15 protein-coding genes are annotated in these 13,086 nt (G+C 70.6%); 10 read left to right on the top strand and 5 right to left on the bottom strand.

Annotated elements, in window-relative coordinates:
• Positions 1–131 precede the first annotated feature (131 nt).
• Positions 132–1,538, top strand: coding sequence for a tetratricopeptide repeat protein (locus ABD844_RS30770; RefSeq protein WP_344885955.1), 1,407 nt, complete (start codon positions 132–134; stop codon positions 1,536–1,538).
• A 152-nt stretch (positions 1,539–1,690) separates the two neighbouring features.
• Here the strand turns inward: ABD844_RS30770 and ABD844_RS30765 are convergent, their stop codons facing one another.
• The gene (locus ABD844_RS30765) at positions 1,691–1,831 is read right to left on the bottom strand and encodes a hypothetical protein (RefSeq protein WP_344885952.1); all 141 of its coding nucleotides are present in this window, start codon (positions 1,829–1,831) and stop codon (positions 1,691–1,693) included.
• A gap of 219 nt (positions 1,832–2,050) precedes the next feature.
• Here ABD844_RS30765 and ABD844_RS30760 point away from each other — a divergent pair, with 219 nt between their 5' ends.
• A complete protein-coding gene (locus tag ABD844_RS30760; protein WP_344885949.1) occupies positions 2,051–2,200 on the top strand; it encodes a hypothetical protein in 150 nt (49 codons plus the stop codon).
• A 433-nt stretch (positions 2,201–2,633) separates the two neighbouring features.
• Positions 2,634–3,002: a hypothetical protein gene (locus ABD844_RS30755; RefSeq protein WP_344885946.1), complete on the top strand. Its 369-nt coding sequence runs from the start codon at positions 2,634–2,636 to the stop codon at positions 3,000–3,002.
• Positions 3,003–3,157: 155 nt separating this feature from the next.
• Here the strand turns inward: ABD844_RS30755 and ABD844_RS30750 are convergent, their stop codons facing one another.
• The gene (locus tag ABD844_RS30750) at positions 3,158–3,643 is read right to left on the bottom strand and encodes a hypothetical protein (RefSeq protein ID WP_344885943.1); all 486 of its coding nucleotides are present in this window, start codon (positions 3,641–3,643) and stop codon (positions 3,158–3,160) included.
• Between the two features lie 22 nt (positions 3,644–3,665).
• Entirely contained in the window at positions 3,666–4,958 is a 1,293-nt protein-coding gene (locus ABD844_RS30745; protein ID WP_344885940.1) for an alpha/beta hydrolase family protein, read from the bottom strand.
• A gap of 240 nt (positions 4,959–5,198) precedes the next feature.
• On the opposite strand from ABD844_RS30745, the gene ABD844_RS30740 reads away from it, so the two are divergent.
• The 4 genes from ABD844_RS30740 (at position 5,199) to ABD844_RS30725 (ending at position 8,499) form a co-directional block, all read left to right on the top strand.
• Complete coding sequence (locus tag ABD844_RS30740; RefSeq protein WP_344885937.1) at positions 5,199–6,608, top strand: sensor histidine kinase; 1,410 nt, start codon at positions 5,199–5,201, stop codon at positions 6,606–6,608.
• The gene (locus ABD844_RS30735) at positions 6,593–7,297 is read left to right on the top strand and encodes a response regulator (RefSeq protein WP_344885934.1); all 705 of its coding nucleotides are present in this window, start codon (positions 6,593–6,595) and stop codon (positions 7,295–7,297) included. The genes ABD844_RS30740 and ABD844_RS30735 overlap by 16 nt, the downstream gene beginning before the upstream one ends.
• Positions 7,298–7,733: 436 nt before the next feature.
• Complete coding sequence (locus tag ABD844_RS30730) at positions 7,734–8,096, top strand: RNHCP domain-containing protein (protein ID WP_344885931.1); 363 nt, start codon at positions 7,734–7,736, stop codon at positions 8,094–8,096.
• Position 8,097: 1 nt separating this feature from the next.
• Entirely contained in the window at positions 8,098–8,499 is a 402-nt protein-coding gene (locus ABD844_RS30725) for an RNHCP domain-containing protein (protein WP_344885928.1), read from the top strand.
• 88 nt (positions 8,500–8,587) lie between these two features.
• Here ABD844_RS30725 and ABD844_RS30720 read toward each other — a convergent pair whose 3' ends face one another.
• Together ABD844_RS30720 and ABD844_RS30715 are read right to left on the bottom strand one after the other, a co-directional pair.
• Positions 8,588–9,481 (bottom strand): tetratricopeptide repeat protein, encoded by an 894-nt coding sequence (locus tag ABD844_RS30720; protein ID WP_344885925.1) that lies wholly within the window; start codon positions 9,479–9,481, stop codon positions 8,588–8,590.
• Positions 9,482–9,500: 19 nt separating this feature from the next.
• Positions 9,501–10,934, bottom strand: coding sequence for an aldehyde dehydrogenase family protein (locus ABD844_RS30715; protein ID WP_344885922.1), 1,434 nt, complete (start codon positions 10,932–10,934; stop codon positions 9,501–9,503).
• Positions 10,935–11,210: 276 nt separating this feature from the next.
• Between ABD844_RS30715 and ABD844_RS30710 the strand changes: the two genes are divergently transcribed.
• The 3 genes from ABD844_RS30710 to ABD844_RS30705 all read left to right on the top strand — a co-directional run bounded on the left by ABD844_RS30710 (position 11,211) and on the right by ABD844_RS30705 (position 13,066).
• On the top strand, positions 11,211–11,738 hold the full coding sequence (locus ABD844_RS30710; protein ID WP_344885919.1) for a hypothetical protein: 528 nt from the start codon (positions 11,211–11,213) through the stop codon (positions 11,736–11,738).
• Between the two features lie 73 nt (positions 11,739–11,811).
• Positions 11,812–12,093 carry a DUF5131 family protein gene (locus tag ABD844_RS53325; RefSeq protein ID WP_425568697.1) on the top strand — a complete coding sequence of 94 codons (282 nt, stop codon included), beginning with the start codon at positions 11,812–11,814 and terminating at the stop codon, positions 12,091–12,093.
• Between the two features lie 70 nt (positions 12,094–12,163).
• A complete protein-coding gene (locus tag ABD844_RS30705) occupies positions 12,164–13,066 on the top strand; it encodes an aminoglycoside phosphotransferase family protein (protein ID WP_344885917.1) in 903 nt (300 codons plus the stop codon).
• Positions 13,067–13,086 lie beyond the last annotated feature (20 nt).

The raw sequence follows: 13,086 nt of genomic DNA, 5'->3' as shown, positions 1-13,086 counted from the left end.
AGTGCCGACACGGTCCGCTATGCCGCTGGCAGGCATCAATGCCGCCCTGGCCGGAACATTGCCGTCGAGGCAATGTTCGCTCCGTCCACGTGGCGCTACGGTCTGCACAGGATGGTGCGCTGGAGGTCGCCATGGCCATGAGCCGAGCACGACGGGCCGAGTTGCAGCGCCGCGCCCGGGAAATCCGTCTGGACTGCCAGCGTCGCGCCGCTCCTGCGGAGCAGACCGCGCAGGAGATCCTTGCCGCCGTGCCGGAGTTGCTGCCGCTGGAGGCGTACCGGCTGGCCTATGGATGGTCACGGCCGGCTGCTCTGGAGGCGCTCGCCGCCCTGTACCGCGCGGCCGGCCTGCCCGAACCGCCAACGACACCGGCGATGCTGTGCCGGTGGGAACACGGCACCACCACACCCAGCCGGGAGTACGCCGCGGCACTGTGCCGCCTGTATCGAGTACCACCCGAGCGGCTGGGGCTGCGCCCTGACCTGCACGCCACATCGGCGTGTGGCCACTGCGTCTGCAGACAGCCAGAAATTACAGTTGGTGAGCAAGCCGATACAAAGGGAGATCCGATGCGGCGACGCGCACTGCTGGCCGCGGTAGGGCTGAGCATTCCCATCCATCTGATCCAGAAAGTGGATGACGTGCTCGCCGTGCCGCTGGAGCCGGAGGCCCCGGCAGATCACACGGAGATCGCGCAGCAGCTCCAGGTGGCGCGGCGCCAGTACGACACCAGCGCACTTTCCATGCTGGTGGCAGGACTGCCCGCCTTGCTCACCGCGGCACGGGACATGGCGGAGCGATCGGGTACGCCTGGCGGCTGGGCGCTGCTGGCTTCCTGCTATGACCTGGCGACAGACACGATGAACAAGGTCGGGAGGCCGGCGACGGCCCGACTCACCGCCGATCGCGCCGTGCTGTATGCGGACCGCTCTGGAGACCCGGTGGCGACGGGCGCCAGTGCGCGGGCGCTCGGCATGGTCCTGCGGACGGAGGGACGCCATGAGACGGCCGCCGCCGTGATCCAGCGGGCCATAGACCGGCTCGACGCGGCCGGGTTGCGCACACCGGCGCAGGCCAACACCTACATGCGTCTGGTGTGCGCCTCGGCATACACGGCGAGCTGGGCCGGTGACAGGGCCGGCGCGCTGGACCAGGTGGGGGACGCACACCGGGCCGCCGACCGGCTCGCCCGCCTCGCCAGCCGCCCGGGCGCCGGCCGGGCGTTCGTCCGCCTGTACGAAGTGGACATCCACTACGCCCTGAAAGACACAGGCGCGGCGCTACGCGTGGGGCGCGGCCTGCACCCGGGCATGTTCCCCACGCCTGAACGGCGCGGACGCCTGCACACGGACATGGCCCGCGCCTGGTGGCAGGCAGGCCAGCCGGAAGAAGCAGCCGCCGAGTTGCTGACGGCGCACAAGGAAGCGCCTGCCGAAGTCCGAGATCGACCGTCTATCCGAGCGATCGCCGACAACCTCGCCACCCACCATCCGCGGCTACCTGGAGTACGACAACTCACTGCCGCCGTACGTGCGTAACCTTGCCGCACCCCATCTTGGGGCGGGGTCCTCAGACGGGCTGCCCGCAGCAGCGCTGCCGCGTCATCAATCGTTCATTCGCCCAGAGATCCAATAATGCCCTGCACCGATGCGCGGGCTCGCTGCCGCCGGGTCGGCGGAGGCGGCACCGGTCAGGTGTCCGGAATCAGGCCGAGGTCCATGGCGCGCTCCTCAGAGATTCCTTGGCGCTGGCACGCCTCGACCCACTGCCGCCGCTGCTCCAGCTCCCGCTCGCGGGTCGGTGAGCCATTCTGCGAGCTGCTCGTGCTCACTCATCGTTCCGCTCCCACATTTCCCACCCCGAAGATGCCCGGCGAGCCGATGCGCGTCCAGCCGAGCAGGGCCAGGGCCGTGACCAGGGAAGACAAGCCAAGCTGAGCCGACGACCCGGGCAGCGCGGCGGTTGGCCGACCTGTCCGGAACCAGGCGCTGAGCGTCGGCGTGCGGCGGCCGCGGCGATTCGTGTCGACCGACGAGGGTAGGGGAGGCGAATGACCAGACTCATGGATCGGGTGCGCGCGTACCTGCGCAGCCCCAAAGGCAGGCAGAACATCGAGAAGGCGAAGCGCATCGCCCGTGACCCCCGCAACCAGCAGAAGGCCCGGCGCTTCCTGGACCGGCTCCGGTCCGGGCGTCGCTGATCCGTCTCCCGGATCTCCCCCGGCGGGCCGGGTCCACCATCGCCTGGGATACGCAGCACGAAGCCCGCGCCCGCTGGCTCCACCGGTGAACTGATCACCGATCTCTTCCCTCACAAGGCACTCCTACCTGACCGCTTCAGCCTGCGCGGATTCACCTACGACGACAAGAGGCGCCTCGGGCGTTGCGGCGATGCGAAAGCCGCTGAACTCTCAACCGGCTGATCCCCTTCGCCGAGGACCTGGTCGAGCTGCTTGAGACTGAGGGCCGGCGGGTGCCGAACGCGGAGCGTCGGGGTGCTTCCGGTGGGCATGATCTGCCCTTTCAGCGGCAGTTCAGTGTGACTTAAGCGTGGGCCGCGAATCTTGGCGCAGAAGCCCGCCACCACCGCGGCGGGTGTGCACCGATTTCTTCTGGAGTGTCATGCACCAGCTCATGCGGAAAGCCCGTCCGGCCGTTTTCGGGGCGGCGGCGCTCGCGTTCGCCGGCTCCCTGGCCCTGACGGCTCCCGCAGCCCAGGCCGGCACGTCGGAAGCGGCGGCGGCGAAAGCGGCCTCCACGACCGCGCTGGCCATCTGCCCGGTGAAGGTAAGCAGAAGCACCCAGCGCTGGCACCTGCAGAAGAAGGGCGTCTTCGCCCCCCACGACTACTTCAAGAAGGGCGCCCTGCTGAACATCTATCAGGGGGAGACCCGCAGGAACGGAAAGATCGTGGTCGTGAAGACGACGACCGTGGTGGGCAAAATCCGCTACTGGGTGAACCAGGCTCACATCACCGGGACCGGCGGAGCCTGCCGCTCGTAACACGGCTCCGGCCGCCCTGCTCTGCTGCCGGGGCGGCCGGTGCGACGATCCACTTCCGCCCCAGGCGCGCTGCGGGACCGGGGTAGGAACAAGGGCCGTCGTACGGCCCGGCCCTCTTGGCGCAGTCGAGGGCCGGGCCTTTGCTCGGATGGTCGTCAGCAGGTGTCAGCGCCGTTGAAGGAACGGACACCTCGTGGCACCCGGGAGGAGATGGTCTTTCCTGGATCGACGGTTTCGCACGCGCTGTCGGTCCCACGCGACCAGGCGATCCGCAGCCGCAACCGGGTGTCGCAGTCGTTGCGGGCGTGCCCGGTCTTGGTGATCCTTCCCGTGGTCTGCCAGACGGCCACGCACATCGGGGCGTTCCCCACTGGTGTCGCGGCCTGCGCGGGCACGGGCGTGAGCGTGCAGCACGTGATGGTGAGGGCGGTCAGGGCCGCTCTGGTGGCTGAACCCATGGTGTGGTGTTCCTTCCGGTCGTGGACTCCAGTGGTCGCCGCCCAACAGGTGGCGAGCGACTCGATGAGTGCTTCCTTCTCGCTGGCCTGCATGGATAGGCCCCAGGCGGGCTTAACGTCGCTCCAGCACTTGGCGTACTCGCGGTAGGAGGGGTTCGGCGGCGGCTGCCCCGCGGCCGTCACGTGACGTGGCTCGGCGGGCGGTCTACGCGCAGGTCTTCCGTACGACGTCACACGGTTTGACCTCGGGGTAGCGCGTGGACGGCCTGTCCAGCAGGGGCTGGGGCCGGTGGCGCAGGTGCAGGTCGAAGAAGGCCCGGACGTAGCTCCGGGTGATCTCGATCGCGCGCCCACCGGACAGGTCGGGACTGCGGTGGATGCCGAGTTGCTCGACCAGCAGCGCGGTGTCGGTGAAGGAGGCGTGCTCTGCCCCTGCCACCACGAGCCAGCGCTTCCATCCCGTCAGATGTGCCCAGTCGCGTTCCCACGTGGTGTCCCTGCCGCCGGGGCTGTGCATGGCCTGCGTGCCCAGGAAGAGGAACGGCCGCGACAGCCCGCCGTCCGGGATCGGGGCGAACGTGGTGCCGTCCAGGTTGATCCCGGCGCGTACGCGGGTGTCCTGCAGCATGGCGGCGATCGCGCTTGCGCCCCCTGCCGAGTGCCCGGCCATCGCGATCCGGGACGGGGCGATCAGCGAGGCGCCCTTCCACCGGGGGTTCTTGCCGGTCAGCGCGTCGAGCACGAAGGAGACGTCGGCCGCCCGGCTCTGGCCCACCTTGTTCCAGAACTCCTGGGTCTTGTCCGCCTCGCACGCGACGCACGTGGTGACCCGGCCGTCGGGGAAGGCCGTGGCCAGGCTCTCGTAGGTGTGCTCGATGCCGGCCACCACGTAGCCCCTGCTCGCCAGTTCCTCGGCCAGCGCGGTGAGGGAGCTGCGGGGCTCGGTGAAGCCGGGGGAGAGCACCACCAGGGGCAGGCCGCGGGCGCGTCCGGCCGGGGCGGCGTCGCTGAAGGCGTTGGTCCGCGTCTTGCTCAACGCGTCGTACGGCACGCCGGTGATCTCCGCGCCCTTCAGGATGAGCTCCGACTCCTTCGCCGTCATGTACGGGGCCCGCTTCCCGCCACGGGACTTGGCCGGGTACCACAGGGACACCATGAGTTCCCTGGCCTTGGCGCCGGGGACCCAGGGGTCGGCGCGGGAGGTGTCCTTGAGGTGGAGGGACGTGGTGCCGACCGGCTGGGGTCCGGTCGGTTCCGGGAGGGACGGCGTACCGGTGCGGGCGGACGACACCTCGGCCGCGACCGTACCGACCGCCATCGAGTCGGATGCCGCCGAGCCGGGTGCGGCGGCGCAGGAGGCGGCGGCCACGATGGCGAGCAGGGCCGCGACGGTGGTGGCGCCCCGGCGGATCCGGCGCCGCGTCGTCACTCTTCCCGCGCCGGATCCGCCGTGCCCTGAGTCCTCCGAGGCGGGGCGGTGCGTGCTTTCCCGCTCCATCAACATGTGTCCTTCCTGCGTACGGGGCCTGATGATCGGCGGGGCTTCCGCGGGCGGCCGGTGGCGGCAACGACGCTAGGGGGCGGCCGGTTTCGTCCGCGTCGGCCGTTCTGCGGAAAGAGGACACTCCCCGGGGAGGAGCCCTCGGCCGGGTCATCCTTGCGATGTACTCCCGGCGGACTTCGGACCCGGTCACCAGGGCTGACGCGGGACATACCGTACGGCCGGGACAATGCACCGATGACGACAGTGCGCGAGCGACGTGGATGGTGGCAGTCCTGGCTGGACGCGCTACGCCCCGCGCGAGAACCTGCCCAGCCGGCCCAGCCGGCCGAGCCAACCGAGCCATCCCAGACGACCCAGGCAACCCGGGCAGCTCGGACAGCCCGGCTCTCGCGTCGGTCGCTCGTCACCGACCTGCTGCTCGCGCTCGTCCTGACCGTCGTCGCGGTGGCCGCGACGGCGGGCGCCACGGACGGCGCCCATCCCGTCGACGTGCTGCGCCCCTCCCTCCTGGCGCCCTTGCAACTGCGGCCGTCTCCACCGCCACGGAGCACCGGTGCCCCGCCCGACCGTCTCGAACGGCCCGTCAACCCCGCCGACGACCGGGAGGCGCCGGGCCCGCTTCCGCTCCTGACGGCTCTGCCGCTGGCGGTGCGACGGCTGTACCCGCTGGCCACCTTCTGGGTGGTGCTGGCCGCGGCGTTGGCCACCCACGACGACGCGACGTGGATCACCGTGCTGGCGTTCGCCATCGCCGCCTACGGTGCTGTCGCCCACAGCCGGCACCGTGCGACGGCCTTCGGCGGGCTCGTCGTCGCCACCGTGCTGGCGGGCGTCGCCTTCCAGGACTCCGTTCCGGCGTTGCCGAGCTGGCTGGGGCCGTTCGTGGTGGTGGTGTGCGCCGGGGTCGCCGCCAGCTTCGTGAGGTCCTGGCGGGCGCAACTGGACGCCGGCCGCCGTCGACTCGCCGAACTGCAGCGCGCGCAGGAGGAGGCCCTGCACGGGGCGGTTCGGGAAGAGCGCTCCCGGATCGCCGCCGAACTGCACGATGTCGTCACCCACAATGTGAACGTGATGGTGATCCAGGCCGGAGCGGCACGCAAGGTGATGGACACGGCCCCTGACCGGTCGAAGCAGGCCATGCTCGCGGTCGAGGCCGGCGGCCGGGCCGCCATGGCCGAGTTGCGCCACGTCATGGGCCTGCTCGCCGGGCCGGAGAGCGAGCGGGCGGCCGCCGGCGCCGAAGGGCTCGAACCGCAACCCGGGCTCGACCAGCTCGACTCCTTGATCGAACGGGTTCGCGCGGCCGGAGTGCCGGTCACCGTCGCGATCGATCCGCCGCCCGATCCCCTGCCGCCCGGCGTGGACCTGGCCGTCTACCGCGTCGTTCAGGAGGCGCTGACCAACACGATCAAGCACGCGTCCGGTGCGGCGGCGTCCGTCACCATCGGCCACCGCGGCGACCGGCTGGAGATCGAGATCACCGACACCGGCGGCAGGCGGACGGCGCGCGCCGGAGACGGCCAGGGCCGAGGCCTGATCGGGCTGCGGGAGCGGCTCGCCCTCTACGGCGGCACCCTGCTGGCGGGGCCGCGGAGCGACGGCGGCTACCGGATCGAGGCGCAAGTTCCGTGGACGACGACGTGAGCGGGCCACTGCGCGTGGTCATCGCCGACGATCAAGCCCTGGTACGCAGCGGGTTCGGGATGATCCTCGCCGCCGACGGCATCGAGGTGACGTGCGAGGCGGCCAACGGGGCGGAGGCCGTCGCCGCCGTCCGGCGTACGCGGCCCGACGTCGTGCTGATGGACATTCGGATGCCGCAGATGGACGGACTGGAGGCCACCCGGCAGATCATGGCGGAAGGCGCGACCGGGACCCGCGTCCTCATCTTGACCACGTACGACCTCGACCACTACGTCTACGCCGCGCTCACCGCGGGGGCCAGCGGCTTCCTGCTCAAGGACGTCACCCCCGAGCACCTGGTGGCCGCGGTGCGCCTGGTGCGCGCGGGGGACGCCCTGCTCGCACCGACGATCACGCGCCGTCTGGTCGAGCGGTTCGCCCGCCGCGACGAGGCCAGGGCGACCGTGCACCGGGATCTGTCGGACCTGACGCCCCGGGAACTGGAGGTGCTGCGCCTGCTCGCCACCGGGCTCAGCAACGCCGAACTCGCCGACCGGCTGACCCTCAGCCCGACGACGGTGAAGACCCATGTCGCGCGCATCCTGTCCAAGCTCGGCCTCAGGGACCGGGTGCAGGCGGTCGTCCTCGCCTACGAGACCGGCCTGATCGCCCCAGGAAGCACACCTGGGCACGGAACCACGACCGCCTGAGCCCGCCCCCGAGCCCCGTCAGCGGCGTGAGCCGCGGTAGCGGATCAGTGTGGTCGCGTGCCCGACCGAGTTCGGAGCCTTCACATGGCAAGAGCGCGACCTGTCCGCGCCGGGTCTCGGGGCGGGCGGAGCGGGTGGCGGCCATCGTCGGAAAATGGTTGGCGGCCGATCGCCGTGCCCGGTTAGGGTCGGATCCGTCCGTTCAGTGGAACCTTCGGGCCGTCATGCCCGTGGAGGAGGGGGATTTATGCCCGGCACCGCGCCAAGTGCGCCTCGCAGTCGTGCCACCGGCGGATCCCGCCCCTGACCCGGACGACCACCACACCGTCCCCAGACGGGCCGGACCGCCTGTCGTCATCAACCACAGCGTGCCCGCGAGGCCGCTTGGCGCTTCCTTGCTGCCCTATGAGCTGTTTTCCGGCAAGGAGTACCAAGGTTGTCCACCAACGGCAAGTCCCCGTCCACCCTGAACACCTTCGAGTGCGTACGCTGCGGCCTGACGGTCACGGTGAACGCACCCGACGGCGTACGCCGCAACCACTGCCCGAGCTGCCTGCACTCGCTGCACGTGCTCGACCGCGTGGAAGGCGGCCCGTCGGAGTGCAGGGCACGGATGATTCCCATCTCGATCGCCGTCCTGCGCACCGGGGAGTGGATGCTCATCCATCGCTGCACCCGGTGCGGCGAGCTGACGTCGAACCCCATCTGCGGCGACGACAACCAGCTCATCCTCATGCGCATGGCCGTCAGGCCGCTGGCGCAGCCGCCGTTCCCGCTCGAAGCGTTCGGCGACCTGTGACATGCCCAGGAGGAACCCAGGCCGCGAACGGCCGCAACGGCGCAAGAAGGCACAGCACGCGGAGCCGGGAGACGCGTTCCGGTGCGTCGGGTGCCGGCTGGACGTGCCGATGTCCGCGCCGGGCACGGCCCATCGCAACCACTGCCCGCACTGCCTGACCAGCCTGCACCTCGACCACCGCGTCCCGGGGGACCGGCGGGCGGGCTGCCGGGGCCGGATGGCGGCGCTGAGCGTCACCGTCCGGCCGGACGGTGAGTGGCTGATCATCCACTGCTGCCAGTCGTGCGGCGGGCTCAGCGCGAACCGCATCGCGGGCGACGACAACGCGCTGGCGCTGCTGCGCATCGCCATGCGTCCGCTGTCGGACTCCCGCCTCCCGGTCAGCGCCCTGCTGTCCCTGTGACCCACCTCCGTGCCGGGGTCGGACCCACCGGCCCCGGAACGGAGGGGGCGCCCGGCCCACGAGGGCTGCGCCGCCGTCCCGGCGGGGCTCAGTCGCCGAACTCCAGGTGCAGGACCCGGGTGAAGTCCGACACCGCCTCCTCGTGCCGGTCGAGCTCCTGGAGGATCTCCCCCCGCACCCGGAAGGCCCAGTTGTAGTCGGGGTCCAGCTCGATCGCGCTGTCCAGGTCCTTCAGCGCCCCCTCGTTGTCGCCCAGCTCGCTCAGCACCGCTCCCCGGCTCCCGAGCGCACGGTCGTTGGCCGGGTCCAGTTCGAGCGCCCGGTTCAGGTCGGCGAGCGCCTGCTCGTAGCGTTCGGCCATGCGCAGCGCCTCGCCCCTGCGGCTCAGCGCCCGCGCGTAGTCGGGGTCGGCCTCCAGCGCCCTGGTGTAGTCGTCGATGGCCTCCGCGTAGAGCTTCATGCGCTGGTACAGGTCGCCGCGGGCCACCCACGAGTACGCCAGCCCCTCGTCCAGCGAGATGATCTTGGAGTGCTCGGTCAGCGCCTCGTCCAGCCGGTCCAGGTCCACCAGGACGTCCGCCTTGGCCTCCAGGATCCACAACGAGTCGGGGGCGAGGGTGAGCGCGTGCTCGAAGTCGGCCATGGCCTCCTCCAGGCACCCCATCGCGGCGTGGGTCTGGCCGCGCGAGCCGAGCGCGTACGCGCTGTCCGGCTCCAGCTTCAGCGCCTCGCCGAAGTCCTCCAGCGCGGCCTCGTGCCGTTCGAGCACCCGATGGCTCTCACCGCGCAGCCGCCAGGCGCGGGCGTGGTCGGGCGCCAGCGCGATCGACTCCGTCAGGTCCGCGATCGCGGCGTCGTGGCGGGACAGCGCGATGTACGATTCGGCCCGGCTGCGCAACACCGAGGCCCGGGACTGCGCGGCCGCCTCGGACAGTTCGGACGGCTCGGACGGCTCGGAATGGTCCTTGATCCCCTCGCTCACGAGGGGTAAATCTATCCGACTAAATCTGGATGATGGCTGCCTTTTCGCGGGTGTACTCCAGCACCGAATCGTGGCCGTACCCGCTGTCCTTCACCCCGCCGAACGGCAGCCCCGGCGGCATCTGGCGGAAGGTGTTCACCCAGACCGTGCCGCTGTGCAGATCCCGTACGAACCGGTGCGCCCGCCCCAGGTCACGGGTCCACAGCCCGGCGGCCAGCCCGTACGGGGAGTCGTTCGCGATCGCCAGCGCCTCCTCCTCCGTCGAGAACGGCAGCGCGACCGCCACCGGCCCGAAGATCTCCTCCTGGCACACGCGCAGCGCGTTGTCCTCGCTCGCGTAGAGCGTGGGCGCCACCCAGTAGCCGCCGGGCAGCGCGGGCACCACGTCCGCGCCGGTACGGCCGCCGAAGACGAGCCGCGCGCCCTCCTTCTCGGCCAGCTCCAGGTACGAGGTCACGCGCTCGTACTGCCCGGCGGACACGATCGGCCCCATCGTCGTGCCCAGGTCCAGCGGGTCGCCCAGGACCAGGTCCGCGCAGGCGCGCTCGATGCGGCCGAGCATCTCGTCCCAGATGGAGCGGTGGACGAGGATGCGCGAGCCCGCCACGCACACCTGCCCGGCGTTGCCCGTGTAGACGGAGTTCACGGTGACGCCCCTGGTGGCGGCGTCGAGGTCGGCGTCGGGGAAGACGATGTTGGGCGACTTGCCCCCCAGCTCGAACGTCATCGGCTTCAGCGCGTCGGCCGAGGCGCGCGTGATGGCCTGTCCGGTGGCGGTCGAGCCGGTGAGGCTGATCTTGCCCACGCCGCGGTGGCGCACCAGGGCGTCGCCGACCTCCTCGCCCAGGCCGCTGACGATGTTCAGCACGCCGGGCGGCAACACCTCCGCCAGCAGTTCGCCCAGCCGCAGCACCGATGCGGCGGCCTGCTCGGCGGGCTTGACGATCACGGTGTTCCCGGCGGCCAGCGCGTACGCGGCCTTGGCCGAGAAGGTCGAGATGGGGGAGTTCCACGGGATGATGCAGACCGCCACCCCGTACGGCTCGCGCCGCGTCAGCCCCAGCGTGTCCGGCCCGAGCACGACGGTGTCGCCCTTGACCGCGTCCAGGCACTGCCCGGCGGCCAGTTGCCACAGGTACGCCATGCCCGGCAGGTCCCGCCTGAGCGTGTCGCGCAGGATCCGGCCGTTGTCGCGCGTCTCCAGCCTGGCCAGCTCGTCGGTGTGGCGGACGAACAGCTCCGACACCTTGCGCAGGAAGTGGGCCCTGGCCGCGGCGGGCAACGCCGCCCAGGCGGGGAACGCGCGACGGGCCGCCTCGACCGCCGCCTCGGCCTCGGCCGCGCCGGAGGCCGGGATGCGGGCCCACGCCTCGCCGGTGGCGGGGTTGACCGTGTCCATGGTGCGCGCGGCGGGGACCAGCTCGCCGCCGATGAGGTTGCGATAGTCAGACACGAAACCAAGCATATGCTTGCTCAACTCGACCGACCAGTGCCCGGCACACAACGCAAACGCCGGGAACCACAAGCGGATATTCGAGAGGCGGTACCGTCTGCCGCACAATGATCCGTTCTACTGACAGCCATGAGCGGGGTGCCGTCTCCACCGTCACGTACGCGGCGACGGCACCTCCCATCTTTCCTGTAGGACGCATCGTCGATGAATACGAGCCAAGACCTCTACGACCTGCTGGAATCCCACTGGCCGGCGATCGCCCACGGACTGGCAGCAGTGTGGAGTGAGGGCCTCAGCGTCGAGGAAGTCGCACGACAGCTCGGCGCTGATCCCGCCGGCGCGACGCGGGTGACACTCGCCGACCTTCCCGTCGGATTCGAGGGTGAGGACATGCCGGGGGACCATGACGGCATTCTGCTCATCGGCGAGTTCGGCGCCTGGACACTGACCCTGCAGATTCAGTGGGCGGACACGGCGGAACAGTGGGCGTTGGAGTCTTTGTCCGCGGGCGGCGGGCGGGCGATCGGCGTGAGCTGGCACGGCGGCAGCGGATATCGCATCTTCTACGCGCAGGACGGGGAGGTCGCGGCGGATTCACCCATGACGATGATTCCCGCAGTCCTCTCCCCCTTTGCCGACGGACTGCCGACGGAGCCGGACTGGGACGTGCCTGGAGCGTACGGCTCCCCGATCGCTCAGATGATCTCGACCTGCCTGGTCGTCATCGGGCGGGTCACGGGACAGGAGATCAGCCGGCAATGGCTGGAGGAACAGCACACGCGCTACCTCATCCGGCGCTCATAGAGCCCGGCAAGCGGTTCGCCTCCCTCTCGTGGCCGCTGTCTTCGGCAGCGACGACTTCCACGCCGAGGTCCTCATGAGCACCGCGATGAAGATCGAATGGACCGAGGCCACCTGCAATCCGGCTACCGGATGTGACCGGATCTCGCCTGGTTGCGATCACTGCCAGGCACTGGCGTTGGCCAAGCGTCGACCTCACCCTGACCTTCCTGCGCAGCAAACGCGACCAAGCTCGTCGCGCCGTCACACTGGGCACCGCGTTGGCAGCGAGTCGGCAGGTCGGCCTCCAGCTCGTCCGAGTGCGGTGCCATCTTGGGGTCGATCGACAGCATCGGGCACGTCAGGCAGGCTTGTCTGAACTTTGGGGCCGTTCCGTCGCAAAGCCTCTGATCTGCCACTCCGCTGCTGCCTCAGTACACTGACTCCGCATGGCCGACACCGAGATCGAGATCACCGCAGACCTGGTCCGCGAGCTGCTGCAGGAGCAACATCCAGATCTTGCAGGGCTGACCATCCGCGAGGTGGCGGGCGGCTGGGGCAACCAAATGTGGCGCCTTGGGGACGAGTTGGCCGTGCGCATGCAGCGCATGGACCCTACCCCGGAGCTCCAGCTCAAGGAGCGGCGGTGGCTACCCGTGCTGGCCCCGCGCCTGCCGCTCCCGGTGCCGACCCCGGTGCGGTTCGGCGAACCGTCCGAGCGCTTCCCCAAGCACTGGACCGTGATGACGTGGGTTGCCGGCGAGCCGCTGGACCACGGCACGATCAGCCGCGGCGCCCATGCGGCCGACACGCTGGCGGGCTTCCTCCAGGCGCTCCATGTGGAGGCACCCGCCGAGGCCCCGGCCAGTTCGGACCGCGGCGCTCACCCCAAGAGCTGCACGGGCGGCTTCGAGCAGTTCTTGCAGGCCGTTGACCCCGACGCCGTCGGCGATGTCCGCGCAGTCCGGGCCGTCTGGGCCGATGCCGTCGCGGCCCCCGAGTGGGAGGGCCCGCCGGTGTGGGTGCACGGCGACCTCCATCCCGCGAATGTCGTCGTCTCGGACGGAACGCTCTCGGGCATCGTCGACTTCGGGAACATGTTCGCCGGCGATCCGGCGTGGGATCTCGCTGCCGCATGGGTGCTGCTCCCCGCGGGCACGGCCGCACGGTTCTTCGACAGGTACGCGCAAGCAGACGAGGCGGCGATCCGGCGCGCCCGCGGGCTGGCCGCCATGAAGAGCCTCTTCCTGATGCTCATGGGGCAGAACGGAGATCGGGGCCTTCCCGGCGGTAAGCCGAACTGGGGACCTGCAGGCCGGGCGGCACTCGATCGTGTTCTGAAGGGCGTTTGACGCACGCTGCTTCGAACTTG

The sequence above is a fragment of the Nonomuraea antimicrobica genome (assembly GCF_039536965.1).
GTDB classification, from domain to species: domain Bacteria; phylum Actinomycetota; class Actinomycetes; order Streptosporangiales; family Streptosporangiaceae; genus Nonomuraea; species Nonomuraea antimicrobica.
Note: the sequence above shows the minus strand (reverse complement) of the source record. Positions and strands in the feature narration are given on the sequence as shown.

What these genes read in the sequence shown, in the direction of transcription:
- ABD844_RS30770 (WP_344885955.1), top strand. Translation starts at nt 132, where the DNA reads ATGGCCATGAGCCGAGCACGACGGGCCGAGTTGCAGCGCCGCGCCCGG.
- ABD844_RS30760 (WP_344885949.1), top strand. Translation starts at nt 2,051, where the DNA reads ATGACCAGACTCATGGATCGGGTGCGCGCGTACCTGCGCAGCCCCAAA.
- ABD844_RS30755 (WP_344885946.1), top strand. Translation starts at nt 2,634, where the DNA reads ATGCGGAAAGCCCGTCCGGCCGTTTTCGGGGCGGCGGCGCTCGCGTTC.
- ABD844_RS30745 (WP_344885940.1), bottom strand. Translation starts at nt 4,958, where the DNA reads ATGGAGCGGGAAAGCACGCACCGCCCCGCCTCGGAGGACTCAGGGCAC.
- ABD844_RS30740 (WP_344885937.1), top strand. Translation starts at nt 5,199, where the DNA reads ATGACGACAGTGCGCGAGCGACGTGGATGGTGGCAGTCCTGGCTGGAC.
- ABD844_RS30725 (WP_344885928.1), top strand. Translation starts at nt 8,098, where the DNA reads ATGCCCAGGAGGAACCCAGGCCGCGAACGGCCGCAACGGCGCAAGAAG.
- ABD844_RS53325 (WP_425568697.1), top strand. Translation starts at nt 11,812, where the DNA reads ATGAGCACCGCGATGAAGATCGAATGGACCGAGGCCACCTGCAATCCG.
- ABD844_RS30705 (WP_344885917.1), top strand. Translation starts at nt 12,164, where the DNA reads ATGGCCGACACCGAGATCGAGATCACCGCAGACCTGGTCCGCGAGCTG.